The following is a 25,308-nucleotide window of genomic DNA, read 5'->3' on the forward strand; positions in this document are numbered from 1 at the left end:
ATATTTAATGAAAAGCATGAAAGGGAGGATTTACAATGAAGATTGATTTTGCCATTGAATCAGATTATGAGTATATCTCGTTAAGAGACAAGCACATACATAAAACACTGATAAGACCAAAAATAAAAGAAAATGAAATTCTAATAATTAGAGAAACCAATCAAGAAATAGGTTGGATGAGATACGGATTTTTTTGGGACAACACACCATTTATGAATATGATATGGATAGATGAGGAGTACAGAGGAACAGGCATTGGTAAAAAAGTTGTCCAGTATTGGGAGGAATTAATGAAACAAAAGGGATTTGAGATGGTCATGACCTCAACACAGTCGAATGAAGGAGCTCAACATTTTTATAGGAAGCTTGGATATAGAGATGCTGGATGTTTAATGCTTGAGAACGAGCCTCTGGAAATAATACTGACAAAGGAGTTGAACAAAAATTAACGTTGAGGAAATCAATGAAGGAAGTGACATTTAAAATGTAATATTCAAGCTGCGTCTCCAATGGAGCCTAGGTCTGCGAGTTGGGTTTCGAAGAGAGATTTCAGCAGACGCCCCCTTTGGGGTTCATGAATACAGAAACGTTACATGAACCATGTAAAACCAAAACTATGAAATCAAGGTGAATATGATAAGCACCCTAAATCATGTTATAAAGCTATTAATTCCGCCCCATAATAACTTTTCGGCTACAGATCTTGTGGAACACATGGGTAGTGTTATCTACGGGGAAGAGGCTAGCTCAATACGAGACATAATTTATGAGGTACCAGAATCTTTGCGGACTATTATTTTGTTAATAGATTTTGATACAGAATTATCAATGAATGGAGTTTTCGGATTTCTGGAAAATGCTACTGGAAAGTACTTGAATGAAACAATTGCTGCTTTAAAGCTAATTAGAGCGGAAGAAGATTCGTCTATTATGGAGGGAATAAGGGGTCTTATTGAAGGTATTAATTTTAATGGAAAAATAAAATTGGAACAATATCAAGTTACACCATTTGAAGAGAGACATGACATTAATAAGAGGCTGCTTGAAAGAATTAAAGAATTGGCCGATGGACTGTACATATATTCAATAGATAGAGATATTTTTGAGTACTTAATTGGTTATCTCTCTGACAACTGGATTGTATTGTTGCAAGAGCTTAAGGATGTTCGTAAGTAATTCGCAGAAGTGTGTTGGTATCGTCTGACCCGGGATCGCTGGGCGCTGTGAATTCCCTCGGTCCGGTAGAAAAATATAGGAAGATGGCAATTTCATTTAAATTAAATATGGTATGGAAGTGAATTGATGGAGGGAACAATCATAACTTGTATGAGTATAGGCGTTTATGCTCATGCACTTACAAGGGGCAATAAATACATCGTAAAGAAAGAAGATAGGGACAAGTATAGAATTACTGGAAACCATGGAAAAGCAGTTTGGATATCAAAAGCTCATTTTATCGAAGGAAATATAGAAGTGCCTTATTTAGAAAGATGGAAGTTTGATGATGATCCAAAGGAGTTTGATTTGGTGGAGGTGACCCTTACTTTTTCGGATGGAAGTGAACGATGGAGTTTGGTGACAACCCCTCAAAAATTAGTGAATTACTTTAAAAAAGAAATGGAAATACCAGGGTTTAATATTAAACATCTAATTATAGCGAACACAATGGACCACGATGATATTGAAAAAATATTAAAATATTTAGAGGCCAATGATGAATTAACAGAAGCAAGCAAAGCGTTGGAATGTTAATTTGGAGAGAGCAAACGCAACGTCCTGTTGTTCGAAGAAAGGGGCAAATTATGATAGGTGAATTACTTGGTATTGGTAATACTGCAAGTGTCTATGAATGGGGGAAAACCGAAGTAATAAAGATTTTTCATAATCAGAGCCACTCAATGCACGAGGCAAAAAAGGAAGCAAAAAATGCCGAGATTATAAATAACTTAAATCTTAGAGCACCTAATTATTCGGGCCTGTTGGAGTATAAGGGCACGTCGTGTCTTATTTATGAGAAAATTGATGGGCCAACAATGCTAAAACAAATAGATCCAACGAAATTAAGTATTTCTCATTATGCTAAGCTAATGGCGCAACTTCATTTTGAATTGCATAACATTGAGATCAAAATGAACTCAAATCTAAAAACTGAATTAACCAACAAAATTAATACTGCTGAAATGATTAAAGAATATGAGAAGCAAATAGTTATAAATGTGCTTAATACATTGCCTGGAGGTAATGCACTTTGTCATTATGATTTTCATCCGGCAACATCATCCTTTCATCCAAGGGACCTATAATTATTAATTGGATGAATGTTTTGGTTGGTAATCAAGCGGCAGATGTTACTAGAACTTCAATGATGATTCAATCACATGCACTACCGTCTAATGCTCCCGGTTGGCTAATTAAGAGAGAATATCGTGAATTTTTTAATAGAGAGTATCTAAGAGAGTATTTAATGCTATCTGGAATGAATCCCAATTTCCTTGAGGAATGGATGGCACCAACTTTAGCAGCTCGAGTATGTGAAGTAAACGGTGAAGATCGGAATGAAGTTATAGATAAATTACAAACTATTATAAAAAATTAGAAATTCTTTAGCTCAAAACACAATAGAAAGAGGGATATAGAAATTACAAAGCTAGTTGCAATAATACGAAGAAACCTTTTTACCATTAACATATTGCCAATAGTTATATTTCATCTAACTTTGTTTCCTATTTGGATGCTGATAAATGTTTTTGAAGAATTATGGATTGTTACTTTCTTTTCTGCAATGGGAACAACCATAATTATTCCTTTTTGTTTGGTAGTCATTAATGGATGGTTCAATAAAGATCATAACAATTATTACTTTATAAAGAACTGGATATTAATATCAATTTCAACATTACTATCACATGCCCTAAACTACATGAATTGGGGGCTATCCTCTCAAAGTATATTGCATCCTGATTCAGAAACATTATTAATATTGAAATGGGAAGTTATAATTTCTTTATTGGTAGTTTTAATAATGAGTTGCATGCAACAGATCGACTTGAATAATACAAAAAAAGTAGAATAAAGAATATATAGAGTCAACAGCTAGGGAGTATTTCGGAAGAAATGAACTTCTGATAACAATAATTCACGCTTCGACCTGAGTCTGCCAAATGAGATTTATCTCAAAGAGGGATTTTAGCAGATGACCCCTGACGGGGCTCATTAATGCAGAAACGTTATCTGAAATACGACTAAATGGTTAATTTTTATTTATAGGAGAGAAGGGCAATGAAGCGACTAAATCTAAGTACAATAATTAGTTCTTTCATATTAGGTTTATCAATTGTTATTAGTGGCTTGTTTATTAGTCACACTGGAGACAAGGAGCTGCATAAAGACGGAACAAATCAAAAAGAATATAAACCACTAATGACAATCAAAGAAACAGCTGAATACTTGAACATAACTGAACCCCAAGTAAAAACAATCATATTTAGTGAAGAGACTATATTAAAGACCACTGGTTCATATTCTGGTAAGATGTTTCCCCTTATTAGAATTGGAACTGATATTTATATAAGTACAGATGGATTAAAAGAATGGTTAAAGGAGTCAACAACACAGAGAACACAATATTAGAGAGAGTATTTGAAGAAGATCATACATCAGATAACAACATATATACGCTGCGTAACTGACACTCCTTGGTCTGCCCGAGGTATTTTGTAGAAACGGATTTAGGCAGCCAACCCACTGCCTAACCGCATCACGGCCAGGGCTGGCGTCACTTAGCCAGTGAGAGTTTGTAGATACAAGAATGTTATCTGCGATTATTAAAGCCTAAAAGGTATAATAGGAGGAAGAGTATCTTGACCACAACTTTTACTAAGATAACTGGAGTTGGTTTTATTATTTTATCAGTATTAAGACTAACCCCTTTTATGAATGCTACTGGAAAATGGTTGTTATATATCTCAATTGCAGCGTTCTTTCTTATTTTATATGACTTGCTGGAATTTATTGTTGAATGCATATGGATAAAGAAAGGATTAATGCTAAGTAAATTTTTATTCAGTTTACGTTCTATATTTCTTGGATGTGCGGTGATTGCTATAATCGTTTTACCTAATATAAAGATCAATATTTCTGTCAAAGAAGTTAATACTTTTAGCGACGCTTTTACACTAATTAGCTTGGGTATAGCAATTACACTAATTGGGTTTAAAACCGAAAAAGAACAATCCATTTTGTATAATAGGAGAAGGGAAATAGATAATGAGGTCAGAGAATTTCTTAATTCAATTGAAGGACAAAATATAATTAATGAACACATAGAAAAACTAAGAATAGAAAATACACAACAGATTAATAATTTGAATGCTAATTCTAAGTAGTAGCAACATCAGATAACATAATATATACGAGCTGTGCCCCTTCGGAGCTTCGGTCTGCAATCAGGTCTGACAACCCCTGGCAAGCTTCATGAACAAAGTAGCGTTATAGGAAAGGGATGCAAACTATAGAAAGAAGGTGTTTAAGTTGTTTGGTTTATTTAAGAAAAAGAAAACAATATTTGAAGATCAACTAAACCAACTTTCTGAATTGGGCATCTTCATGAGGGCAGGTTTAAAGAAAGAATTACTTTTAGAAGAAACTTCAAGAAGTGAATATGAAGAAGATCCCTACAACTTGCTACTACTTACTTTAGGTGGAGAAGTTGAAGTGAATGGTGAATTTATAAATGTATCTCATGAAATTTGGTATTTGGATGCTGAATGTATTGAGGATCATAGAGATTATGTAAGAGTAATAATGCGATTAGAGAATATGACAAAACTTAATTTAAATAAGATAACGGATTACGTAGATATTCAGAATAGCACAGTATGGGTCTCCTTTGAATATATGAATGAATTTATAAGATGGGAAATGAAAGTAGAGGATGATTGGTTGGATATGGATATATTTAGGAGATTTAATGAGTTAACAAAGACTGAACAATCCATGAAATTGTATATTTCAAATTTAGATCAAGGCTGCCTAGTGGGCTATTTTAATCAAGAACAAGTGATCGAATTAAATGAATTAACAAAATATAAATTTGAAGAGTATTAGTGAAATATGACTAAAAAGGAGCCAAAACAATGAGTGAATTGACTTCAGGAAGTTTATCACTATTGAAATATAAAGAGGCAATTCTTAAGCATGATCCTGTATACGCGGAGGATTTAAATGACAAATGGTTTGTTTTTATAACCAAAGACACAGAAGAAAGTGAAGAAATTCCGGAAAGCCTATTTCAAATTTCAGAAAAAATCCCAGTGTTATATTTTTATAATTTTGAAGATCACTGTTGGGGATACCGTGTAGTCTACAATTCACAAGAGATAGCAAGTCTTCATATATCATATGTTTTATTAGATACTTCAATTATTAAGCTTGCAGAACAAAGATATCCAGAGGAAGATCACATTGAATTTTTATATGTCGACCCTAGAGGGGACAAAATCAGAATTGAATTAATTGAAGAAGTTCTGAGATCTAATGAATACAATGAGAAAATAGCAAAACAGTTTACAAATTGCAATTTAGAAACATTTAGATTTTTTGAACTGGATAATGAACAAATAAAACAATTAGAGGATATTTTAAATAATAGTTACTATACACAATTAGAATCTGAGCATGAATTAGTAGAAGAGTTTAAAGAATTATTAAACATTGAGGAAATGAGTTGGATACGAGCAGATAGAATGAACGAAGATTAGAAGCAAATAGATAGTGAGGACTCGTGAAATATAAGCACGTTAGGTGAAACGCGGAGTGTTAGGAGGTTTGCATGAATTACGATGAAGTAGCGAATGAAGTATTCTTTGAAGATGGAAGTCTAAGGGACATTTATATATTGGATACAGACATCCAAATATGGGCTATAATTTTTGAGTATTTGGAAAGTAACGAAATTAATTATCGAGTGACTATAGATGGGCTAATTACAAGAATTAGGGATATTGCTGAATTGTTAAGAATTAAAAAAGAAGCAAGTATTGGGATAACTATTGAATATAGTGAAATTGATATTTGTGGGCATTTTTATGAAGGAAGCGTTATTGAATTTGATATTTCACCATTACAGATAGACTCAGAGAAAAAAATAGATATACTCATGAACTTCCTAAAAAGCCTAAGTCGAAAACTAAACAAAACGATAATTATTACCCCAGAGATGACTATGGAAGAGGTGCTAGTTCGAGTAGAGCCTAAAGGGAAATTGAATTAAGTAATTCACACTGTGGTCGCTTTCGCTTCCTTGGCCACGAAACATTATCTGAAATACAGCAAAAAACTTTATGGAGTGATGGATCTTATGGATGTAAAAAAGCTAAGAGATTGGGTAGACAAACACAATATAAGAAGTCGGGCATTAGAGGTTTTTGGCTTAATTTAAATAACTATAGGCTCGAGGAGCCTGAGCAATTTGATGAGTTATTTTGGGATTATGATAAAGATTATTTAAAGATCTTAATAGAGGATGTTTCCTTACATATCAAGAGCTTGGAATATTTAGACCCAATTAATAGAGATCTTGAGTATGTTGAAGTGAAAATTAGAATCGAGTATCGAACAAATCATATAGGTTATTACAGGCTGATCTTCAATCTAGATGGTACGGTAGAGGATGATTTTTTTATTTCTGAATGGACTGGATTGAGGTTATATCAGACAAGAGCCTTATTAGAGGATATTAAAGAAGAAATAGAAGCTGAAAGAATAAATGGAGAAATAACAGAAAAAGAGGCTATTAAGTTAAAGGAAATAATAGATGAGAAGAAGGACATGATTAGAAAGGAATTTAGTCATTAGAGCAAGTTATGGGAGAAGCGACGTAATTAAATAACAAGGGGGATTTTTATGTCTGAATACTACTGGGACAATAAAATTGATTACCTAAGAAGTACCCGCTGGTTGTACTATAACGATGATTATTTGGAATTTCTTATACAAAAGGTGTGGAAGATAAATAAGCCTGTAGAGATCGTAGATTATGGATGCGGATTTGGATATTTGGGACTAAAGCTTCTTCCATTGCTACCAAATGGATCAACATATACTGGCATTGACAAAGGCATGGAATTAATAAAGCAAGCCAATGAAATATTTTCGAAACTCTCTTATAATGCTGAATTTATAGAGTGTGCTATTGAAAAAGTGGAATTAGAAAAGAAGTATGACATAGCAGTCAGTCATGCTTTTTTATTACATATGCCAAATCCAAAGAGTATTCTACAAAAGATGCTTGATTGTGTTCAGGATAATGGAATGGTTATCTGTTTTGAACCACATTGGATTGGTAATATGGCGAATTATTATCTAGACGGAATTGAACAAAGCGATGTCATCCGGTTAGGGATTCTACAGGAGTTATATGAGAGAGATCATAAGCGTACGGCTAAGGACGGAAATATAGGCATCCAAATACCGATCATGCTAACCCAGCTAGGCTTAAGAAATGTAGGGTGTAGGGTTAGCGATAAGGTGAACTTTCTTGATCAGAACATGGATACGGAAAGTAAAAACATGCTTTATAGTTCTTTGAAAGAAGAAGGCTTGGGACAAGAACCTAATGATATTTCAGAGGTACTCAAAAATTTATTGGCCAGAGGATTAAACGAAATGGAAGCTCAAAAACAATATGAAGCAGAAGCAACTTTTTCTAAAGAGTTCAGTGATAAATCTTGGTTAGTATATGCACCTAATATGAAGATTTCTTTTGGGACAGTTATAGGAAATTAGTGCAAATCATTATAATACCAATACAATCAAAGGGGAAGCGCTATGCACTCTAAAGAGAATTCCACGTATAGCCTGGCTATAGAATGTAAAGACACTCAGTATTTATTTGAAAATACGGAGAATAAAGAGTTAAATGCAATTGCATTACTTGAGAATGGATCATCCAATAGAGTTATTCAAAAAAGTAATTTTAAGTTTGTTGGTGAGATAGAAATAGATGCTGAAAGAAATAATCATTATAGAATTCATAAAAATTTTTAGCAAACCCCACTTTTGGGGTTCATGAATACAAATACGTTATTCTAACTAACGCAAATCTGAAAAGAGGGGTGTGGAAACGATGAATGAAAAGTCGCAGTTACTAGAGGAGTTCAAGGAATGGATATGTTTTGTTTCTGAGATTCGTGAAATGGATTGGCAAATAAAGATTGCCGAAGATAAATGGTCAGTTCACGATATCGTAAGTCATATACTGCTGTGGGATAAATACTTTTATGAAGCAGCCATACATCCGATATTAAACAATACGCCTTTGACATTAACACATATTGATTTTAATCAATTTAATCAGGATGCTGTTGAATATGGGAAAACAAAAACGAAGGAAGAATTAATTGAAATGACTATTCAGTACCGTAACATGATATTGCAGAGTATAGAGAGTATGGAAGATGATAAGTTTACTAAAGAATATGTTGACGGGAAGTTTACTGTAATATCTTATTTAAGAGATTTTATCTGGCATGATCAACATCATATAAAACAGATTGATGAGCTTAAAAGAAGAGCTATGTGAGTATATAGGCAGGTGAATAATATGAGAGATTATTGGAACAAAAGGTTTGCTGAAGAAGGAATGATTTGGGGTTGTGAACCAAGTCAAACTGTAACGCAAGCTATAGATTTGTTCAAAAAGAATAATGCACATCATATATTGGTTCCTGGTGCTGGATATGGGAGAAATACTAAGATGTTCTCTTCTTGTTTTCAGGTTGATGGAATTGAGATATCTAGTTCAGCTATAGATCTAGCAAAAGAATGGGATTTAAAAACGAATTTTATTCGAGAATCGGTGTTAGAGTTTCGTACAAGCAAAAGGTATGACGGCATATATTGTTATGATTTATTACATTTATTTTTGTTGGAAGACCGAAAAAACTGATACAGAATTGTGTGATGCATTTGAAGGGACAGGGAGTGATGTATTTTACGTGTTTTTCTGATCGCGATTTTAATAATGGCGTGGGTAGAAAAGTTGAGGAAGGAACATATGAATACAAGAAAGGGAAATATGCTCACTTCTTTACTGAAAAAAATTTAATTGAACATTTTAATGATTTGAATATATTAGAAACTGGTTCCATAAAAGAATATCTGACACATGCAGAAAAACAACAAGAATATGAATTAAGATATATAATTGTTCAAAATATTGGATAGCTATTTCGGGGAAGTAATTCAACAGACACATCCTAACAATTAACTGCCGCAAGTGGTAGCCGGACTGTTAGTCCTTAAACGCTAGGACATCGTGCATACAGATCGTTATATGTAATTGGAACCGAAGGGAATAAAAAAATGAGAATATCTATGTATAAACGTAATTTATTTATTGTTAGTTATATGTCAATTGGGTTATGTAATTTATAGATGAGATGAGGTGAACATATAATAAATATAGCAATGTGACGGCTATTCTTCGATGGGCTGAATTCGTATAATAAAAATATACGTTTCGGCTTTGCCCTTGATATCGTGATTTCTTCTGTATTCGTATCGAAAATCGATTATCTGTAAATATTTATACATAAACATGATGAGCAAAAACAAATAAGGGGGAGCTAACATGACAAATAGAGAGGAAATGAATCCTAAGGTTGATGTGTATTTAGGAAAAGTGAACAAATGGAAGGCGGAAATGGAGAAGTTGAGAGCAATCATGCTTGACTGCCAGCTAACTGAAGAACTGAAGTGGGGTAAACCTTGTTACATGTTTCAGAATAGTAACATAGCTATAATACAAGGCTTTAAAGAACACTGTGCGCTTATGTTTTTCAAAGGTGCTTTGTTAAAAGACCCCAATGGTATTCTAATCAAACCTGGGGAGGATACGCAGGCGGGGCGCCAAATTCGGTTCACAAATATTGAAGAAATTGTTGAGATGGAAACCATCTTGAAAACCTATATTATTGAAGCCATTGAAGTGGAAAAAGCCGGTTTGAAAGTGGATTTTAAAAAGAATACAGAACTTATTTTTCCTGAAGAATTTCAAGCTAAATTAGATGAAAATCCTGCTTTGAAAACTGCTTTTGCTGCATTGACGCCGGGACGACAAAGAGCATACATTATGCATTTTGCTGCGCCCAAACAATCTAAAACTCGGGAATCGAGGATTGAAAAATGTATGCAGGACATTCTCGCTGGAAAGGGATTAAATGATCGATAAATTCGATGAGAAATTAAATTGAAGGGAGATATTCATTTGGATATTTTTCCGTTGGAGATATCTGTACTATCTGCCGATGCACTTCGTGAGTACATTTCAAGGGAATATTTTTCTTATGGCTTACTTAAATGCCGGTTATTTTATAGAGGCATACATGACATATATAGAGTTAATGCAGACGAAAAAGAGTATTTCTTTAAGGTATACCGTCAAGGGATCAGAAGCATGGAAGAAATACAAGCAGAGGTAGATTTGCTCAATCACCTAAGATCATCAGACATTAAAATCACTACACCAGTTACAAGACATGATGGAAAATTTATTTCACAGTTCAACACTGCAAATGGGATAAGGTATGGAGTGCTATATACGTCTGTTGGAAAACATGAGTTTAATCAAATTGAGGAAACGGCTGAATTAAATGAGAGATTAGGTAGTTATATCGCTACAATTCATAATGCTTGGGACAAATGTGAGCTTGGAAAAAAACGATGGAATCTAGATGCTGCCTCATTTATAGATAATTCTATGGATGCTATCAGACAGTTCTCAACCATTCATGATTTTGACCTGCATTTTTTAGAGGAAGTTGCAAAGAATGTGAGCGATAAACTAGAGTGTTTAACTGTTGAAAGACCGCAATATGGTATATGTCACGGCGACATATATAGTGGGAATATCCGAGTTGACGCTAACAGCAATCCTATCCTTTTTGATTTTGATTTCTGTGGAAATGGATGGAGAGCATATGACATATCTATGTATGCTTTCCCATTTGGCATGGGATGTGACGAAACGAAATTAAAAAAGAGAGAAGAACGAAAATATCAATTCTTAAATGGATATAACAAGGTTAGAGCTATGAGCCAAAGTGAAGTAGATTCTATTGCCCTCTTTATTCCCTTCAGAAGAATTTTTAATATTGGCACTCTATACATTTCTTATCTTCCAAATACTTGGGGAGACTCTGCTGTCATCAGAAATGTAGATGAAGATATTAAACTGCTTCAAAAGTGGTTGGAATTAAACCCTATATTTTAATTAGTATGAAAAGCTAATGATAACTATATTCCGAAATCAACCTAGAGATCCTTTACATAAATAAAGCAAACCCACTGCCATGAGTCTAACCGCTTAAGGCAGTGGGTTTGTCTTTAAAACCTTTATATCCGTTAAAAACGGATTATTCCTCCCCGGTCGCCACCGGATTTTCCTCATAGCTGATCCAATCGCTCCAGCTTCCTGGATAGAGTCTCACATTACTAAATCCTGCCTCATTCAAGGCCAGAACATTCGGGCAGGCGGATACGCCTGATCCGCAATATACGATGATCTCAGCGTCCTGATCAAGATCAGAGAAATGCTGTTTCAACTGCTCTGCATTTTTAAATGCACCCTTTTCGTCCAAGACCTCTTTCCAGAAGAAATTCACTGCACCGGGGATATGCCCCGCTGCTTGATCTATAGGCTCTTCCAGTCCCAGGTAGCGTGGCCGCTCTCTGGAGTCGATCAATATAGGTGAAAACCCGATATAGGAGCCAACAGGAACAGAAGCTTCGGATATACGTTGTACTTCTTTCATACTTGTGAGCATTTGTGGCTGAATATTTGCCACAAAGGTCGAGGGAATGCGAATCGGCTGGTCTGCCGTAACGGGGAATTTTGCTTCCTTCCAAGCGCTGTAGCTTTCTTCCAGCACGTATACCTGCTCATGACCAAGGTAGCGCAGCAGCCACCAGAAGCGGGAGGCCATCATCCCCCCTTGGTCATCATAAGCGACGATGCGTGAACCTGCATTGATCCCGGCACGGCTCAGACGTGCAGCAAGTGTATCTACATCAGGTAGTGGATGGCGACCACCATGCTCGCCTAGAGGAGCGGTAAGGTCTTCTTCCAAATCGAAGTGAATCGCCCCAGGAATGTGGTCTTCATTAAATTCGGTCCGTCCAGCCCCGGCTTGTCCGAGCACGGAACGGCAGTCGGCAATGATTATGTCGGGTTCATACAATCGGGCCAACAGCCAGCGCTTAGATACGATGGATTTCATAGAGGATTCCGCCTTCCTTTTTTTTAACAGTAAATTTAATCCATTGAGTATGGTTTATGAAAATGGGGTAATAAGCTAAGAGCTAACCTTCAGGGGGGGCTCATTGTCAGGCATTTCACTTTGGTGGACAACTTGCTTTTTAAAATCCGTTCCGTATCGGATGAAAACCCATACTCCAAACAGAATGAAAAAGCCTGCACCAAACTGCAAGGCAGACAGCCTTTCCCCGAGCAGCACCCATGCCAGCAGGGAAGAAATAACAGGCTCACCGAGTACCGCCATCGACACCGCGGTGGCGTTTATGTATTTGAGAAGCCAGTTAAACAGGTAATGTCCGAACAGCGTAGGCACTATGGCAAGCAGCAGGAACAGCCCCCATTCCCGTGGCGCATATCCAGTAAAAGGTATAGCATTGACCACATTATACAGCGCAAGCGATGTGGCTGCGATGATAAAAACCCAAAAGTTATAGACAAAAGCGCTCAAATGCTCGCGTAGATGCTTGCCCATTAGCATGTGGATGGACACGGCGATCATGCCCAAGAAGGACAGTGCATCTCCGAGCAGAGCTTGTCCTGAGACATGAAAATCCCCTGCGCCGATGGCCAGTGAGCCGACAAAGGCCATACCCATTCCGAAGAGCATAGCGCGATTCGTGCCTGTCCGGAAAAACAAAAAAGAACCGAGCATGACAAGGATCGGTTCCAATGTCATAATAACGGTAGAGCTTGCAACGGTGGTCAGTCGCAGCGAGCCCATCCACAGCAAGAAATGCAGCCCTAGCGCGATTCCGGACCAGAGGATCAGCATCCACTGCTTGCGAGTGAGGCTGAATAGCTCGGTGCGGTATTTCCAGACCAATGGCAGCATCAGAAGATTGGTCAGGTACAGACGGTACATAGCGATGACGGACACCTCGGCTTCAGACCATCTGACGAATATCGAGGAGAACGAAATAGCGATAATACCTATGATGTACAATAATTCAAAGGAAAACGACGGTTTGTGTGCTTGATTCATGTGGCAGCTCCATCCGTATGAAAGAAAATAAATACGTTAAAATTCTTTCTAACGGTATCTCGAAAATGAGGTTTAATATAGCTCATTATACCGTACCTGGCATTCCCATGGTATTAGGATTTTGCAAAATACTGAGAATATAATCAACGGGAGCGAGAGGGAGGATTTTAAGTGAGATGCTGCATAGAACTTTTGCTGCACAAGCTCGTCTAACATAGTGGAGGTGGATTTTATGAAGAAACATAACACATTTTCAATCATACTACTGACTGTCGTGGCAGTGCTGGCTCTATCAGCCTGTGGTACGAAAACGCAAACCAATAACAATGCACCTTCAGGGGCAGACCAACCGCAAACGCAACAGCCGCAAGTCGCACCAGAGCCGGTTGCTGAACCGCAGGTTAAAAAAGGCACAGGCGTATACAACGGAGCTGCTGACCCACATACGGTAGAGATTGAAACCAACGGCGAAGCCCAATCCTTCCAATTAGGGGAGGGGATGGATACGGTAATAGCTGGACTTAAAGAAGGTGATCCAGTAGCGTTTGAATATAACGAAAAAACAGTAGAGGGCGACGCGACAGCGAAGCAACTGACTTTAACGAAAATACAAAAGACAGAGGCTGCAACAGATGGTAATCAAAACGGAAGTTCTGGTCAGCAAGTAGGCGGGGAACGCGCGAAAACTCAAACTTTTGAGCTTACTCTTGAAGGGAAAAAGGAAAAGCAGACAGCAACCTTGGCAAAGGGAGAGGGATATTCGCTGTATGTGTTTGATCCGATGTCCCTGTTCCCAGATCAAAACCGTGTCGCCTTAGCGGTGGATGATAACTACTATGCCGAAATTACGAAGTTGCCCTCCAACTTTAATTTAGATGAGCTTCAAAAAGAAGGCGAGAAGGACTTGACTTCCATTGGCAAGGTGCAAAAGCTGGACAAAGCAGACGTGCCTAAAGCGCTGACCAGCAGCCGTCTGTTCTTGCAAGCGAACGATTCGAAGATTACACGACAATATATTGTTGTAGAAAATACTACGGGCGCTTTCAGCGTCAAAGTGAACATTCCACAAGGGGAGCCTGCTGAAGGATTCGAATCCTTCATATATACATCGCTGGAGAGCCTGCAAGCTAATAAATAATCCTGATGTAAAGTCAGATGGATGCTGGCTTATAATTATGAATTTAAGGCAGTTAAACTGCTGAAATTTGTTGTTTCAGGTACTAGGTTAGCGCTTCGAGGGTCTAATCTGTAATTGCGAGACCTGCACTTTTGTGCTATAAAGGATGAGAGAATAAGATCATTCCGGCTTGCGAAGTCGTATGAAGCGATGAAGGAGTTGTTAGATTTAATATGTCCATCGAAATGAATACACAAGAAGTCATCAACGTGATTAAAAACAGCAAGAAAAAGACGCCTGTTAAAGTATATGTAAAAGGGGCTTTGGCTTCCGCATCTTTTGGCGAGAACGTTCAAGCTTTTATTTCTGGAGACAGCGGTGTGGTATTTGGTGATTGGGCCGATATCAAGCCGGTACTGGATAGCGCAAACGCTAAAGAAGAAGATTATGTGGTGGAAAATGACCGCCGTAACTCCGCTGTTCCTATGCTGGATTTGAAAGGCATTAATGCACGCATTGAGCCAGGCGCCTATATCCGTGATATGGTAGGCATCGGTAACAACGCAGTCATTATGATGGGTGCAGTAATTAACATTGGCGTTACGATTGGTGAAGGCACTATGATTGATATGAATGCTGTACTTGGCGGTCGTGTTAAAGTAGGCAACATGTGCCACATCGGTGCAGGCGTTGTCCTTGCAGGTGTCATTGAGCCACCTTCCGCACAGCCCGTTATCGTAGAAGACGAAGTATTGATCGGTGCGAACTCGGTTGTACTGGAAGGCGTACGCATTGGTAAAGGTGCAGTTGTCGCAGCCGGAGCGGTTGTAACTGAAGATGTGCCTCCATACTCTGTAGTAGCGGGTACACCTGCACGTGTAATCAAACAAGTCGATGACAAGACCAAATCCAAAACTGAGATTTTGAAAGAACTGCGCGTTTTGTAAGAAGGCAAAGTTTTTTATGTACCAAAGGTGAACGATTCCTTGTCAGGAGCATGATGCACTGACAGCATAACTTAGGGACGAAGCACAACGGACAAGGCTCGGCGGCTGCGCCGGGCTTTTGTCCTTTTGTTCTTTTGCCAGGTAAGAGCTGATGAGCTATAAAGAGGAGGCGTAGCAGCAAAATGAGTACAGCCAATTATCGTTCTTTTGTTCAAATACGAAGGGATCTGCATCAAATTCCCGAACTAGGGTTTGAGGAATATAAAACACAACGATACTTGCTGAACTACTTGGAAACGCTCCCTCAGGAGCGGCTGGAGATTCGTACATGGCGTACGGGCGTGTTAGTATTCATTCATGGAACGGCTCCTAAGCGCCGCTATGGATATCGTTGTGATATGGATGGTTTACCCATCGAGGAAGAGACGGGTTACGATTTCCGTTCGACTCATCCTGGCTACATGCATGCTTGTGGACACGACTTACATATGACGATTGGATTGGGAATTGTGACTCACTTTGCGAGCCATCCGATGAAGGATGATCTGGTCGTGTTGTTTCAACCTGCGGAGGAAGGACCTGGTGGAGCCTTGCCTATGCGGGACAGCACGGAGCTGGCCGACTGGATGCCGGATGAAATTGTCGCATTGCATGTTGCACCAGAATATCCTGTAGGCACAATTGCTACTCGCCCGGGTATCCTGTTTGCCAATACGTCAGAGCTTTTCATCGATCTCAAGGGTACGGGGGGACATGCTGCTTATCCACACAAGGCGAATGATATGGTAGTAGCTGCTTGCCAGCTGGTAGGGCAATTACAGACGGTGGTAGCCCGTAACGTGAACCCACTGGATGCCGCAGTCATTACCGTTGGCAAGGTTAGTGGAGGCACGAAGCAAAATATCATCGCGGAAACCGCTCGTTTGGAAGGTACAATCCGTACGCTGTCTGCCGATACGATGACGCTGGTTAAATCACGGATTGAGGCGCTGGTGCGCGGTGTGGAAGCTGGGTTTGAATGTCAAGCGGAGATTCATTATGGCTCCAATTATTTGCAAGTGTACAATGAAGCCAAGGTGACTGAGGAATTCATGAACTGGGTCAGTAACCGGCAGGATGTGCAGCTCGTTGAATGCGGAGAAGCGATGACGGGAGAGGATTTCGGGTATTTCCTGGAGCGAATTCCCGGTCTGATGTTCTGGCTTGGGGTGGATACGCCTTATGGCTTGCACCATGCCAAGCTGGAGCCTGCGGAGGAAGCCATCGAGGTGGCCATCCGTGTGTTGACAGACTATTTTACATGGAAGTCTCAAGGGTGAATGATACAGCCTGAATAATTATGTTTAATGAAGAGAATGTAATGGAATGAAGTCGAATTTTTGAAGGAGGGTGTTATGGGAGAGCAAACCATCATCCGATTTGAGCGGGTGACCAAACAATATGACAACGATCCCCCAGTGCTGGCGGATGTCAGCTTTGAGATTGAGCGTGGTAAATTTTATACACTGCTGGGCCCTTCCGGTTGTGGCAAAACGACAATTTTGCGTATGATTGCAGGTTTTGCAGAGCCGACAGAAGGCTCTATTTATTTGAATGATAAACTCATTAATCGTGTTCCGGCCAATGAGCGGCAGGTCAATACGGTTTTTCAGGATTATGCGCTATTTCCACATCTGAACGTGTTTGAAAATGTAGCCTTTGGTCTGCGAATCAAAAAGATGAACAAAAAGGACATTCAGGAAAAGGTGACACAGGCGTTGTCCTTTGTCAATCTGGAAGGCTACGGTGAACGGGAAATTTCCGAGATGTCCGGGGGGCAGCGTCAGCGTGTAGCGATTGCACGGGCTATCGTCAATGAGCCTGATGTTCTTTTACTGGATGAACCTTTGTCGGCACTGGATTTAAAGCTGCGGACAGAAATGCAGTATATTTTGCGTGAAATGCAGCAGCGCCTGGGAATCACTTTTATATTCGTTACGCATGATCAGGAGGAAGCGCTGGCCATGTCAGACGAAATTTTTGTCATGAACAAAGGCAAGATCGAGCAGAGCGGTACCCCAAATGATATCTATGATGAGCCGATTAATCGGTTTGTTGCTGATTTTATCGGCGAATCGAATATAGTTCCTGGACGTATGATCGCGGATTATCAAGTGGAATTCAATGGTCGACAGTTTGAATGTGTCGATGGAGGATTGCGTCCGGACGAACCGATTGAAATTGTGATCCGGCCCGAGGATTTGGAGATTACGAGTGTTGCTGAAGGCAAGCTGCGGGTAAAGGTGGATACTCAATTGTTCCGTGGTGTTCACTATGAAATAAGCTGCTATGATGATTCAGGACAGGAATGGCTCGTGCATTCTACCAAAAAGGCGGAGCTGGGAAGTGAAATCGGCCTGAAATTTGACCCGGAAGCCATTCATGTCATGCGCTTTGGGGAGACAGAGGAAGAATTTGATCGACGTCTGGAAGCCTATGAAGAGGTGGATCAGCATGTCCGGTAATACAAGAGCAGCGTATCTGCTGCCTTACTATTTATGGATTGTGCTGTTCGTGGCGGCGCCAGTTGTCCTTGTATTTTACTATTCACTGTTTGATGTGGATGGTCATCTCACATTCAGCAACTACGCTCAGTTTCTGACACCTGTTTACTTAAGCATGACGCTTAGCTCGTTTTGGTATGCATTTCTGATTACGGTATGTTCACTGCTCGTGGCGTATCCAGCGGCATATTTACTTACTCGCACCAAGCATAAGCAGCTGTGGCTGTTGCTCATTATTTTGCCTACTTGGATTAACTTGTTGCTCAAAACGTATGCCTTTATTGGCATTTTCGGAACCTATGGTCCGGTGAACGCGGTGCTAGGAATGGTTGGGTTGGGTGGTCAGCAAATATTGTTTACCAGCTCCAGCTTTGTGTTTGTATCTGTGTATATTTTTGTGCCTTTTATGATTTTGCCCATCTATAATGCGTTGGAGGGTTTGAATCCTTCACTGCTGGACGCAGCCCGTGATTTGGGAGCCTCCAAATGGACCGCGTTTCGCAGGGTTATTTTCCCGTTAACACTTTCGGGTGTGCGATCCGGCTGTATGGCTGTGTTTATTCCAGCGCTGTCGCTGTTTATGATTACCCGTCTGATTGCGGGTAACCGTGTGATTACGCTGGGAACGGCGATAGAGCAGCATTTTCTGGTTACTCAGGACTGGGGTATGGGCTCTACAGTTGCTGTGTTCCTGATTTTGGCGATGGCGATCATTATGCTGCTCACCTCGCGAACGAAACGGAGGGTGCGGCATGGCAAATAAAAACCGATTCGGAAATATTTATTTGGTGATTGTTTTTCTCGTGTTGTATGCACCTATCTTGTATTTGATGTACTATTCCTTCAACAGCGGCGGGACCATGCACGAGTTTGAGGGCTTTACACTTCAATATTACAAAGAGGTGTTCGCAGACACCCGTTTGATCATTATTGTCATTAACACTTTGGTGATTGCTTTGCTGTCGTCTGCATTGGCTACGATAATTGGGATCATGGGGGCACTGGCTATTCATCAGATGCAGAACCGTCGAGTCAAAAATACGCTGCTGTCGCTCAACAATGTATTAATCGTGAACCCGGACGTCATTATCGGCGCTTCCTTCCTCATTTTGTTCACGATGGTTGGGATTAAGCTGGGTTTTTACTCTGTTTTGTTATCCCATATTGCGTTTAGTGTGCCGATTGCGGTCATTATGATTTTGCCACGCCTTCAGGAAATGAGTCCATCTCTGGTCGATGCCGCGCGTGATTTGGGTGCCAGCCGGCTGGATGTGCTAACCAAGGTGATTTTGCCCTTTATTAAGCCAGGAATTTATGCAGGCTTTTTTATGGCGTTAACGTACTCGCTGGATGATTTTGCGGTGACCTTTTTTGTGACTGGCAGTGGCTATTCGACCTTATCAGTGGAAATATACTCACGTGCCCGTCAAGGGGTTTCCTTGTCCATCAATGCGCTGTCCACGCTCATATTCCTGTTTACTGTGCTGCTGGTGGTGGGCTATTACTTTATTATGCGCAAGGCGAATCGTAATGGTAAAAAAGAGCCTGCGGCGGAAATGGGGGTGCCTAGATGAAGTCGCTTGTGCGCGTGTTTCTGTCCATTTTCATTATCTCGTTTGGCCTGATGGGCGTGGCAGCCTGGCTGAACTCCAGCCAAGGCTACTCCGGTGGTAACACACTGACGGTGTACAACTGGGGAGACTACATTGATCCTGAGCTGCTGGAACGGTTTCAGAAGGAGACGGGCATTACCGTCATTTATCAAACATTTGATTCCAATGAAGCGATGCTGACGAAAATCGAGCAGGGGGGAACTTCATTTGATGTAGCGGTTCCCTCGGAATATGCGTTGGCTAAAATGAAGCAGGAGCATCTGTTGCTCCCATTGGACCACAGCAAACTGCCGAATTTGAAGCATGTAGATGCTCATTATCTAAACCTTTCGTTTGATCCGAATAACCAATATTCGGTTCCGTATTTTTGGGGTACAGTCGGGATTGTATTTAACCCGGAGCTGACGAAAGGCATTGATTTTCATAGCTGGGATGGCCTATGGGATCCGAAGCTGCGTAATAACCTGTTGCTAGTTGATGGAGCTAGGGAGATTATGGGCATGTCGCTGAACAGTCTCCACTATTCCTTGAATGATACGAACCAGGCGCATTTGCAGCAAGCTTTGACGAAGCTGGAGAAGCTAGCACCCAATGTCAAGGCAGTGGTTGGCGATGAGATTAAAATGCTGCTGGCCAACGAGGAAGCTGCTGCTGGAGTTGTATGGTCCGGTGATGCTTCCGAAATCATGGATCAGAATGATAAGCTGGATTACGTCGTGCCAGATGAAGGATCCAACCTGTGGTTCGATAATATAGTTATTCCAAAAACGGCCACCCATGTGGACGCGGCTCATAAATTTATCAATTTTATGATGCAGCCCGATGTAGCCGCTCAAAATGCCGAGTTTGTAGGTTACTCCACGCCAAACAAGGATGCAAAGAAATTGCTGCCTGAAGATATCTCAGGCGATGAGCGGTTCTATCCTCCATCTGAAATTACAGATAAGCTGGAAGTATACAACAATCTGGGTAAGCGAATGCTCGCTCACTATAATGAATTGTTCCTGCAATTCAAAATGCATTTAAAGTAGGGGAGTGGCGTTGTGGATCAGGGAATGGTGCTTTAGAGGCCGCTGCGGAGGCGGATGGTGCTTACCATCGCTGTTAAATTCCAATTTTTATGATTGAATATGTAAAGGTGAAAATCGGAATTTAAAGGCGACCGCTTCGCTTGTCCAGCACCATTCCGCCCCCTCCGCTGCGCCGTGCTTAAAGCCACGTACCTATGAATCCCCCACGCCGACGGTGAGGGAGTAGGGGAAGAGTGAAAAGGCCCTTGAACCACCAACGTAGGTGGTTCAAGGGCCTTTTTTGTGTACTCACCGCGCGAAGCGGTAAGTAATGTCTTTAACCCTACCACTTCACATACCTTAGAAAATTGTGGGACTTTAAGGCGGGCAGCGAGCGAAGCGGGCCAATTGAATCTGGAGAAGCGGCAGCGTTCGCCTTTGCTGAGGGATTCTTACCTATAAATGTTTTATACAATTAAAGAATCCCCAGCAACAGCGATCGGAAGATCAAATGGACTGCGTAGCGCCTCTAACCACCTTAACTCCCTACAACCCTCTAACAAACCTCTCTATTTTATCCAACCCTTGCTCCAGTACATCCTGTCCGTAGGCGTAAGATAAGCGAATGTAGCCTTCCCCATAGGAAGAAAAGGCATCTCCCGGCACGACAGCCACTCCTTGCTCTTCCAGCAGCTTTAAGGTGAAGTCCATCGAGCTTAATCCAAAATGGGCGATGGAAGGGAAAAGATAAAAGGCTCCTTCGGGCTTCTCCAGTGGAATTCCCATATCAGTCAGTCTTCCGTGTACATAGTCGCGACGTCGGCGGTACTCATCGCGCATCGGAAGTGCATCATCCACCCCAGCGGTCAGGGCTTCTAGTGCTGCATATTGGCTAATTGAGCTAGCACAGGTCACGTTGTATTGATGCACTTTGACCATGTGCTGTGTGATTTCAGCAGGTGCAAGTGTAAAACCAATGCGCCATCCTGTCATGGAATGTGATTTGGACAGACCGTTAATGACGACTGTACGCTCCCGCATACCTGGAAGAACTGCAATAGATACGTGCGGTGTATCGTAAATCAGTTCACTGTATATTTCATCCGAGATGATAAACAAATCGCGTTCCTTGAGCAAATCTGCGACGGCTTCCAGCTCTTCGCGGCTCATTACTCGTCCGGTTGGATTCGAAGGATACCCGAGAATGACTGCTTTTGTCCGCTCAGTCAGATAAGGCTCTAGTACCTCGGCCGTTAGCTTGAAGCCGCTGTTGCGGGTGTCAGCCAACACTGGAATGCCACCTGACAAACGGATCAATGGCTCATATCCTGGGTAGATCGGCACAGGTAGAATGACTTCGTCTCCGGGTGACAAAATCGTGCGCAGGGTAATATCCAGCGCTTCACTGGCTCCGTTCGTCACGATAACCTCATCCTGTCCTCGGTAATTCAGGCCGTATTTGCGATCTACAAACGCTGCTGCGGCTTCGCGTAATTCCGGTAGTCCCGGATTAGGTGTATACGTGGTCCGACCTTCATCAATCGCCCGATGGGCAGCCTCCATAATATGTGCAGGGGTGGGGAAATCTGGCTGCCCAATCGTTAATGACAGAGTTCCGGGTAATGCGGCAACTTTATTGGCGATTTTGCGGATGCCGCTGATTTGAATATTTTTAACCTGATCGTTAAGCAAATGCTCCATAGTGTGTAATGCCACCTTTTTCTGTATTAGAACAAGTTTACAATAATATGATCTGATTTTGCTACGGCAAGAAGAATTCATTTTTACATAATTCAGGTACTAAATTGGCTAATTTGTGGTATCTTAAATATAGGGTATGTTTGTAAGCGTAATCATAAGGAAAATGGGGAGTGATCAAAGCCAATTGACTTAACGATCACAGAACTAGATAAATGTCAGCTTGATTGACTTTGTGAGATAGTTAAGTTATCTTTTGTGGAGAAGTAGTATGATAAAGTAGAATGAATAGAATGAAGAGGTGAAATGTCGTGGGAGTAACAGCTAAACAAATTTTTGTGAATTTACCAGTTAAAAACTTGCAACACTCCATTGATTTTTTCACTACCATCGGATTTGAATTCAACGCTCAGTTCACAGATGAACATGCAACCTGCATGGTTGTTAGTGAACATATTTTTGTCATGCTGTTGGTTGAAGAACGTTTTAAAACGTTCACTTCAAAGGAAATTTCAGATGCCACGAAAAGCACAGAAGCGATTGTTGCCCTATCGGTGGAGAGCCGAGAAAAGGTGGATGAGATCGTTCACAAAGCTTTGAAAGCAGGCGGCAAACCCTCAAATGAGCCTCAAGATCATGGTTTTATGTATGGCTGGAGTTTTCAGGATTTGGATGGTCATCTATGGGAGTTCTTTTATATGGCAGAGCAGTCATAGAAGTAAGGATGATTAAGCAAACGAAGTATCATGGAAAGTAATCTATCCTAAAAAGATAGTTTACTTTCTTTCTTGCATGTGATTGAACTCATCAGGAGGAATTACAATGTCTAACGAAGTGAGAATATACTCTGTTCAAGTGCTCAGCGAAGTATTGTCAGATTCACTAAGCCGACTGTTGATCGACGTGGTTGCTGATGGTGCATCTATAGGTTTCTTACCGCCACTGAGGTATCAGGAGGCAGCAGCTTATTGGAACAGTGTGCTTGAGGACGGTGTAGTTCTGTGGATTGCCGAGAAGGACGGAATACCTGTGGGGACGGTTCAGCTTCAGTTGGCTCAAAAAGCGAACGCTACACATCGTGCAGAAATTGCAAAGCTTATGGTGCATCCGTCCGGACGCAGGCTTGGGATCGCACGACAGTTAATGAAGGCAGCCGAAGAAGAGGCAGTGCGTCAGAACAGAACCCTACTGGTGCTGGATACGCGTGTTGGAGATCCTTCTAATAGATTATATGAGTCGATCGGGTTTGTGGAAGCTGGTGTTATTCCGAACTACGCTCAATCAGCCGATGGTCAGCTGCACGCCACTCGATATTATTATAAGCCATTAAATCCGTATTCCAGTCATAGCTGAGCATTTGCCGAATAACCGTGGTATTTGCGGGAAATCATAACTTGTCATTGGATTACATAACCTTTTTCCGCGTTTATTCGACTGGTAAAGCACGGGAATCGGAACGTATAATGAAGAGGAAATCAGAAAAGGTTTTTTTATGTCATTTGACTGTACTGAATTGAAGAACGTAGCAAACACAGCGGAGGAATCAAAGAATATGAGGCTGGAGCATGATTTTTTAGGAACCAAGGAAGTGCCGTCAGATGCTTATTACGGTGTACAAACTCTAAGAGCAAAAGAAAATTTTCCAATTACAGGCCAACGATTGCATCCTGAGTTGATTAAAGCCATGGCGATCGTAAAAAAGGGAGCAGCGACGGTAAACATGGAACTAACCCGTTTACATCGCCCCAAAGCAGAGGCCATTATTCAGGCTGCTGACGAGATTATTCAAGGACAGTTGCATGATCATTTTATCGTCGATCCGATTCAGGGCGGCGCAGGCACGTCCATTAATATGAATACAAATGAAGTGATTGCAAACAGGGCGCTGGAGCTGATCGGTAAGCAGCGAGGAGACTATCAGGAGATCAGTCCTAATAATCACGTTAATATGGCGCAATCGACGAACGATGCTTTTCCTACGGCCGTACATTTGGCTGTATTAAGTATGATTGATAAGCTGTTAGTCACCATGAGTGAGCTTCAGGAAGCTTTTTCCCGCAAGGCCACTGAGTTTGATAGTGTGATCAAAATGGGTAGAACCCACTTGCAGGATGCAGTGCCGATCCGATTAGGGCAGGAGTTTCAGGCTTATGCTCGTGTGCTGGGCCGTGATATCGGACGCGTTCGTGCAACCAAAGATCACCTGCTAACCATTAATATGGGTGCAACTGCAGTGGGTACCGGCCTGAATGCAGACCGTCGTTATATTCAGCGTGTCGCTGAGGTACTGGCTGAGGTTAGTGGCTTTCCTGTGGAAGCAGACGAAAACCTCGTAGATGCCACACAAAATACGGATGCCTATACTGAAGTGTCCGCTGCCTTGAAAATTTGTATGATGAATATGTCCAAGGTGGCCAATGACATCCGTTTGATGGCTTCTGGACCACGCGCTGGTCTGGGAGAACTGAGTCTGCCTGCTCGTCAACCAGGATCATCCATTATGCCGGGCAAGGTAAATCCAGTGATGTGTGAAGTCATTAATCAAATTGCCTTTCAGGTCATTGGTAATGATCATACAATCTGCTTGGCTTCGGAGGCAGGCCAACTGGAGCTGAACGTGATGGAGCCTGTACTTGTCTACAATTTGCTGCAATCGCTGGAAATTATGAAGCAGGGCTTCCACGTTTTCCGTGTTCATTGTGTGGAAGGAATTGAAGCAAATGTGGAGCGGTGCCGTGAATATGTGGAGAACAGTGTAGGTATTATTACAGCGCTCAATCCGCACCTCGGATATGAGGTCGTATCACGCATTGCCCGCGAAGCAATTACGACTGGCAAATCGGTACGTGAGCTGTGTCTGTTATATAATGTACTGACTGAGGAAGAATTGGACATTATATTGGACCCGTACCAAATGACTCAGCCTGGTATTGCCGGAGAATCTTTGCTGAATCGTGAATAATATTGCGGAGTTTAGAATGTAGGCAACTTTGAGATAAAATGAAGGCAGCCCCGTCGAATTCGGCGGGGTTGCTTTTGTGTAAAACCGTGTCAGTGTGATAGGTAGTAACGGTAACCCTAC

29 protein-coding genes and 1 pseudogene are annotated in these 25,308 nt (G+C 41.0%); 27 read left to right on the top strand and 3 right to left on the bottom strand.

Annotation, left to right across the window (positions count from 1 at the left end; translation table 11 throughout):
• Positions 1-35 precede the first annotated feature (35 nt).
• From G7035_RS16340 to G7035_RS16420, 17 genes and pseudogenes are all read left to right on the top strand, one after another.
• Positions 36-449 carry a GNAT family N-acetyltransferase gene (locus G7035_RS16340; RefSeq protein ID WP_019688136.1) on the top strand — a complete coding sequence of 138 codons (414 nt, stop codon included), beginning with the start codon at positions 36-38 and terminating at the stop codon, positions 447-449.
• 265 nt (positions 450-714) lie between these two features.
• Positions 715-1,176 carry a DMP19 family protein gene (locus G7035_RS16345; protein ID WP_230877315.1) on the top strand — a complete coding sequence of 154 codons (462 nt, stop codon included), beginning with the start codon at positions 715-717 and terminating at the stop codon, positions 1,174-1,176.
• A gap of 126 nt (positions 1,177-1,302) precedes the next feature.
• Positions 1,303-1,752, top strand: a complete 450-nt coding sequence (locus G7035_RS16350; RefSeq protein WP_019688134.1) for a hypothetical protein — start codon at positions 1,303-1,305, stop codon at positions 1,750-1,752.
• On the top strand, positions 1,746-2,303 hold the full coding sequence (locus G7035_RS27425) for a hypothetical protein (protein WP_230877787.1): 558 nt from the start codon (positions 1,746-1,748) through the stop codon (positions 2,301-2,303). The genes G7035_RS16350 and G7035_RS27425 overlap by 7 nt, the downstream gene beginning before the upstream one ends.
• Before the next feature lie 11 nt (positions 2,304-2,314).
• Entirely contained in the window at positions 2,315-2,596 is a 282-nt protein-coding gene (locus tag G7035_RS27430) for a hypothetical protein (RefSeq protein ID WP_230877788.1), read from the top strand.
• Between the two features lie 683 nt (positions 2,597-3,279).
• Complete coding sequence (locus G7035_RS16360) at positions 3,280-3,630, top strand: MerR family transcriptional regulator (RefSeq protein WP_019688133.1); 351 nt, start codon at positions 3,280-3,282, stop codon at positions 3,628-3,630.
• 230 nt (positions 3,631-3,860) lie between these two features.
• Positions 3,861-4,385 (top strand): hypothetical protein, encoded by a 525-nt coding sequence (locus tag G7035_RS16365; protein ID WP_019688132.1) that lies wholly within the window; start codon positions 3,861-3,863, stop codon positions 4,383-4,385.
• Between the two features lie 136 nt (positions 4,386-4,521).
• Positions 4,522-5,106 (top strand): hypothetical protein, encoded by a 585-nt coding sequence (locus tag G7035_RS16370; protein ID WP_230877318.1) that lies wholly within the window; start codon positions 4,522-4,524, stop codon positions 5,104-5,106.
• Between the two features lie 29 nt (positions 5,107-5,135).
• Positions 5,136-5,759, top strand: a complete 624-nt coding sequence (locus G7035_RS16375) for a hypothetical protein (protein WP_019688130.1) — start codon at positions 5,136-5,138, stop codon at positions 5,757-5,759.
• Between the two features lie 71 nt (positions 5,760-5,830).
• A complete protein-coding gene (locus G7035_RS16380) occupies positions 5,831-6,271 on the top strand; it encodes a hypothetical protein (protein WP_019688129.1) in 441 nt (146 codons plus the stop codon).
• A 110-nt stretch (positions 6,272-6,381) separates the two neighbouring features.
• Positions 6,382-6,855 carry a hypothetical protein gene (locus G7035_RS27435; protein ID WP_019688128.1) on the top strand — a complete coding sequence of 158 codons (474 nt, stop codon included), beginning with the start codon at positions 6,382-6,384 and terminating at the stop codon, positions 6,853-6,855.
• A gap of 48 nt (positions 6,856-6,903) precedes the next feature.
• Positions 6,904-7,785: a class I SAM-dependent methyltransferase gene (locus G7035_RS16395; RefSeq protein ID WP_019688127.1), complete on the top strand. Its 882-nt coding sequence runs from the start codon at positions 6,904-6,906 to the stop codon at positions 7,783-7,785.
• A gap of 42 nt (positions 7,786-7,827) precedes the next feature.
• Positions 7,828-8,046, top strand: a complete 219-nt coding sequence (locus G7035_RS16400) for a hypothetical protein (protein WP_019688126.1) — start codon at positions 7,828-7,830, stop codon at positions 8,044-8,046.
• Positions 8,047-8,125: 79 nt separating this feature from the next.
• The gene (locus G7035_RS16405; RefSeq protein WP_019688125.1) at positions 8,126-8,581 is read left to right on the top strand and encodes a DinB family protein; all 456 of its coding nucleotides are present in this window, start codon (positions 8,126-8,128) and stop codon (positions 8,579-8,581) included.
• Positions 8,582-8,602: 21 nt separating this feature from the next.
• Positions 8,603-9,225: pseudogene (locus tag G7035_RS27920) on the top strand (class I SAM-dependent methyltransferase).
• Between the two features lie 406 nt (positions 9,226-9,631).
• Positions 9,632-10,231 (top strand): YdeI/OmpD-associated family protein, encoded by a 600-nt coding sequence (locus tag G7035_RS16415; protein ID WP_019688122.1) that lies wholly within the window; start codon positions 9,632-9,634, stop codon positions 10,229-10,231.
• A gap of 36 nt (positions 10,232-10,267) precedes the next feature.
• Positions 10,268-11,272: a phosphotransferase enzyme family protein gene (locus G7035_RS16420; RefSeq protein WP_019688121.1), complete on the top strand. Its 1,005-nt coding sequence runs from the start codon at positions 10,268-10,270 to the stop codon at positions 11,270-11,272.
• Positions 11,273-11,414: 142 nt separating this feature from the next.
• Here G7035_RS16420 and G7035_RS16425 read toward each other — a convergent pair whose 3' ends face one another.
• Both G7035_RS16425 and G7035_RS16430 read right to left on the bottom strand, forming a co-directional pair.
• On the bottom strand, positions 11,415-12,278 hold the full coding sequence (locus G7035_RS16425) for a sulfurtransferase (protein WP_017428242.1): 864 nt from the start codon (positions 12,276-12,278) through the stop codon (positions 11,415-11,417).
• 75 nt (positions 12,279-12,353) lie between these two features.
• Complete coding sequence (locus G7035_RS16430) at positions 12,354-13,298, bottom strand: DMT family transporter (RefSeq protein WP_019688120.1); 945 nt, start codon at positions 13,296-13,298, stop codon at positions 12,354-12,356.
• 232 nt (positions 13,299-13,530) lie between these two features.
• Between G7035_RS16430 and G7035_RS16435 the strand changes: the two genes are divergently transcribed.
• From G7035_RS16435 to G7035_RS16465, 7 genes are all read left to right on the top strand, one after another.
• Positions 13,531-14,436, top strand: a complete 906-nt coding sequence (locus G7035_RS16435) for a hypothetical protein (protein WP_019688119.1) — start codon at positions 13,531-13,533, stop codon at positions 14,434-14,436.
• A gap of 212 nt (positions 14,437-14,648) precedes the next feature.
• Complete coding sequence (gene dapD / locus G7035_RS16440; protein ID WP_013372273.1) at positions 14,649-15,362, top strand: 2,3,4,5-tetrahydropyridine-2,6-dicarboxylate N-acetyltransferase; 714 nt, start codon at positions 14,649-14,651, stop codon at positions 15,360-15,362.
• Between the two features lie 182 nt (positions 15,363-15,544).
• A complete protein-coding gene (locus tag G7035_RS16445) occupies positions 15,545-16,681 on the top strand; it encodes an N-acetyldiaminopimelate deacetylase (protein ID WP_019688118.1) in 1,137 nt (378 codons plus the stop codon).
• A gap of 75 nt (positions 16,682-16,756) precedes the next feature.
• Positions 16,757-17,866: an ABC transporter ATP-binding protein gene (locus tag G7035_RS16450; RefSeq protein WP_019688117.1), complete on the top strand. Its 1,110-nt coding sequence runs from the start codon at positions 16,757-16,759 to the stop codon at positions 17,864-17,866.
• A complete protein-coding gene (locus G7035_RS16455; protein ID WP_016821692.1) occupies positions 17,856-18,668 on the top strand; it encodes an ABC transporter permease in 813 nt (270 codons plus the stop codon). Before G7035_RS16450 ends, G7035_RS16455 begins: the two co-directional genes overlap by 11 nt.
• Positions 18,658-19,479, top strand: coding sequence for an ABC transporter permease (locus G7035_RS16460; RefSeq protein WP_016821691.1), 822 nt, complete (start codon positions 18,658-18,660; stop codon positions 19,477-19,479). The genes G7035_RS16455 and G7035_RS16460 overlap by 11 nt, the downstream gene beginning before the upstream one ends.
• Complete coding sequence (locus G7035_RS16465; RefSeq protein WP_016821690.1) at positions 19,476-20,549, top strand: ABC transporter substrate-binding protein; 1,074 nt, start codon at positions 19,476-19,478, stop codon at positions 20,547-20,549. The genes G7035_RS16460 and G7035_RS16465 overlap by 4 nt, the downstream gene beginning before the upstream one ends.
• Positions 20,550-21,074: 525 nt before the next feature.
• Here the strand turns inward: G7035_RS16465 and G7035_RS16470 are convergent.
• The gene (locus G7035_RS16470) at positions 21,075-22,229 is read right to left on the bottom strand and encodes an aminotransferase A (protein WP_019688116.1); all 1,155 of its coding nucleotides are present in this window, start codon (positions 22,227-22,229) and stop codon (positions 21,075-21,077) included.
• A 308-nt stretch (positions 22,230-22,537) separates the two neighbouring features.
• Here G7035_RS16470 and G7035_RS16475 point away from each other — a divergent pair, with 308 nt between their 5' ends.
• The 3 genes from G7035_RS16475 to aspA all read left to right on the top strand — a co-directional run bounded on the left by G7035_RS16475 (position 22,538) and on the right by aspA (position 25,188).
• Complete coding sequence (locus tag G7035_RS16475) at positions 22,538-22,942, top strand: VOC family protein (protein ID WP_019688115.1); 405 nt, start codon at positions 22,538-22,540, stop codon at positions 22,940-22,942.
• Positions 22,943-23,048: 106 nt separating this feature from the next.
• Positions 23,049-23,579: a GNAT family N-acetyltransferase gene (locus G7035_RS16480; RefSeq protein WP_019688114.1), complete on the top strand. Its 531-nt coding sequence runs from the start codon at positions 23,049-23,051 to the stop codon at positions 23,577-23,579.
• Between the two features lie 199 nt (positions 23,580-23,778).
• On the top strand, positions 23,779-25,188 hold the full coding sequence (gene aspA, locus G7035_RS16485; protein ID WP_016821686.1) for an aspartate ammonia-lyase: 1,410 nt from the start codon (positions 23,779-23,781) through the stop codon (positions 25,186-25,188).
• Positions 25,189-25,308: the final 120 nt, after the last annotated feature.

The sequence above is a fragment of the Paenibacillus polymyxa genome (genome assembly GCF_015710975.1).
Lineage (GTDB): Bacteria > Bacillota > Bacilli > Paenibacillales > Paenibacillaceae > Paenibacillus > Paenibacillus polymyxa.

Coding starts and splice junctions, on each gene's coding strand:
- G7035_RS16340 (WP_019688136.1), top strand. CDS start 36: ATGAAGATTGATTTTGCCATTGAATCAGATTATGAGTATATCTCGTTA.
- G7035_RS16345 (WP_230877315.1), top strand. CDS start 715: ATGGGTAGTGTTATCTACGGGGAAGAGGCTAGCTCAATACGAGACATA.
- G7035_RS16350 (WP_019688134.1), top strand. CDS start 1,303: ATGGAGGGAACAATCATAACTTGTATGAGTATAGGCGTTTATGCTCAT.
- G7035_RS27425 (WP_230877787.1), top strand. CDS start 1,746: ATGTTAATTTGGAGAGAGCAAACGCAACGTCCTGTTGTTCGAAGAAAG.
- G7035_RS27430 (WP_230877788.1), top strand. CDS start 2,315: ATGAATGTTTTGGTTGGTAATCAAGCGGCAGATGTTACTAGAACTTCA.
- G7035_RS16360 (WP_019688133.1), top strand. CDS start 3,280: ATGAAGCGACTAAATCTAAGTACAATAATTAGTTCTTTCATATTAGGT.
- G7035_RS16375 (WP_019688130.1), top strand. CDS start 5,136: ATGAGTGAATTGACTTCAGGAAGTTTATCACTATTGAAATATAAAGAG.
- G7035_RS16380 (WP_019688129.1), top strand. CDS start 5,831: ATGAATTACGATGAAGTAGCGAATGAAGTATTCTTTGAAGATGGAAGT.
- G7035_RS16395 (WP_019688127.1), top strand. CDS start 6,904: ATGTCTGAATACTACTGGGACAATAAAATTGATTACCTAAGAAGTACC.
- G7035_RS16400 (WP_019688126.1), top strand. CDS start 7,828: ATGCACTCTAAAGAGAATTCCACGTATAGCCTGGCTATAGAATGTAAA.
- G7035_RS16405 (WP_019688125.1), top strand. CDS start 8,126: ATGAATGAAAAGTCGCAGTTACTAGAGGAGTTCAAGGAATGGATATGT.
- G7035_RS16415 (WP_019688122.1), top strand. CDS start 9,632: ATGACAAATAGAGAGGAAATGAATCCTAAGGTTGATGTGTATTTAGGA.
- G7035_RS16425 (WP_017428242.1), bottom strand. CDS start 12,278: ATGAAATCCATCGTATCTAAGCGCTGGCTGTTGGCCCGATTGTATGAA.
- G7035_RS16430 (WP_019688120.1), bottom strand. CDS start 13,298: ATGAATCAAGCACACAAACCGTCGTTTTCCTTTGAATTATTGTACATC.
- G7035_RS16435 (WP_019688119.1), top strand. CDS start 13,531: ATGAAGAAACATAACACATTTTCAATCATACTACTGACTGTCGTGGCA.
- dapD (WP_013372273.1), top strand. CDS start 14,649: ATGTCCATCGAAATGAATACACAAGAAGTCATCAACGTGATTAAAAAC.
- G7035_RS16445 (WP_019688118.1), top strand. CDS start 15,545: ATGAGTACAGCCAATTATCGTTCTTTTGTTCAAATACGAAGGGATCTG.
- G7035_RS16450 (WP_019688117.1), top strand. CDS start 16,757: ATGGGAGAGCAAACCATCATCCGATTTGAGCGGGTGACCAAACAATAT.
- G7035_RS16455 (WP_016821692.1), top strand. CDS start 17,856: ATGTCCGGTAATACAAGAGCAGCGTATCTGCTGCCTTACTATTTATGG.
- G7035_RS16460 (WP_016821691.1), top strand. CDS start 18,658: ATGGCAAATAAAAACCGATTCGGAAATATTTATTTGGTGATTGTTTTT.
- G7035_RS16465 (WP_016821690.1), top strand. CDS start 19,476: ATGAAGTCGCTTGTGCGCGTGTTTCTGTCCATTTTCATTATCTCGTTT.
- G7035_RS16470 (WP_019688116.1), bottom strand. CDS start 22,229: ATGGAGCATTTGCTTAACGATCAGGTTAAAAATATTCAAATCAGCGGC.
- G7035_RS16480 (WP_019688114.1), top strand. CDS start 23,049: ATGTCTAACGAAGTGAGAATATACTCTGTTCAAGTGCTCAGCGAAGTA.
- aspA (WP_016821686.1), top strand. CDS start 23,779: ATGAGGCTGGAGCATGATTTTTTAGGAACCAAGGAAGTGCCGTCAGAT.